The organism is Paenibacillus sp. 598K (genome assembly GCF_003851045.1).
GTDB lineage: Bacteria > Bacillota > Bacilli > Paenibacillales > Paenibacillaceae > Paenibacillus_D.
On record NZ_BFBX01000045.1, the window covers coordinates 1 to 523 of the forward strand.

Here is a 523-nt window from a genome sequence, read left to right on the forward strand (position 1 = left end):
TCGAGCCCAAGGTGCTGGGCCATTCGATTGGTCTCAACGCGCTGCCGACTGTCATCTCGATGTACATCGGCTATATTTTCTACGGCATGACCGGCCTTATCCTCGGCCCGTTCGTGTTTATGGCCTTCCGCTCCGCCAAGGAAGCCGGATTATTTGATTTTTATTTGAAGGCAAGGAAGGTCTAGGACAACAGCGATCATAAGCCGCCTCTCCTCGTAACACAGATCGGAACGTTATTCAGGAGCGCTCTACTAGTCCTGACGCAGCAGGCGCTTGCGATAGCCGCTCGGCGAGATGCCGCAGCGCGACCGGAACAAGCGGTTGAAGTGCGTATAATGGACAAAGCCGCACTGCTCGGCAATCTCCTGCAGACTCGAGCCGCTGATCAGCATCTGCTCCTTGGCGATGCCCAGACGCACGTCGATGGCATAGTCCATGATCGATTGGCCGTAGATGTGGCGGAACAGCTGCGAGGCGCGGGAGATGCCGAGGTCGGCTGCGCGCGCGGCGTCCTGCAGCTTGA

At 57.9% G+C, this 523-nt stretch carries 1 protein-coding gene and 1 pseudogene; one reads left to right on the plus strand and one right to left on the minus strand.

What is annotated here, in order from left to right; all coding sequences use genetic code 11:
* A pseudogene (locus PA598K_RS14765) lies at positions 1 to 185 on the plus strand (AI-2E family transporter); the annotation flags it as partial.
* Positions 186 to 251: 66 nt separating this feature from the next.
* On the opposite strand, the gene PA598K_RS14770 reads toward PA598K_RS14765, so the two are convergent.
* The coding region (locus PA598K_RS14770; protein WP_185601984.1) for a helix-turn-helix domain-containing protein at positions 252 to 523 on the minus strand (272 nt) is incomplete at its 5' end.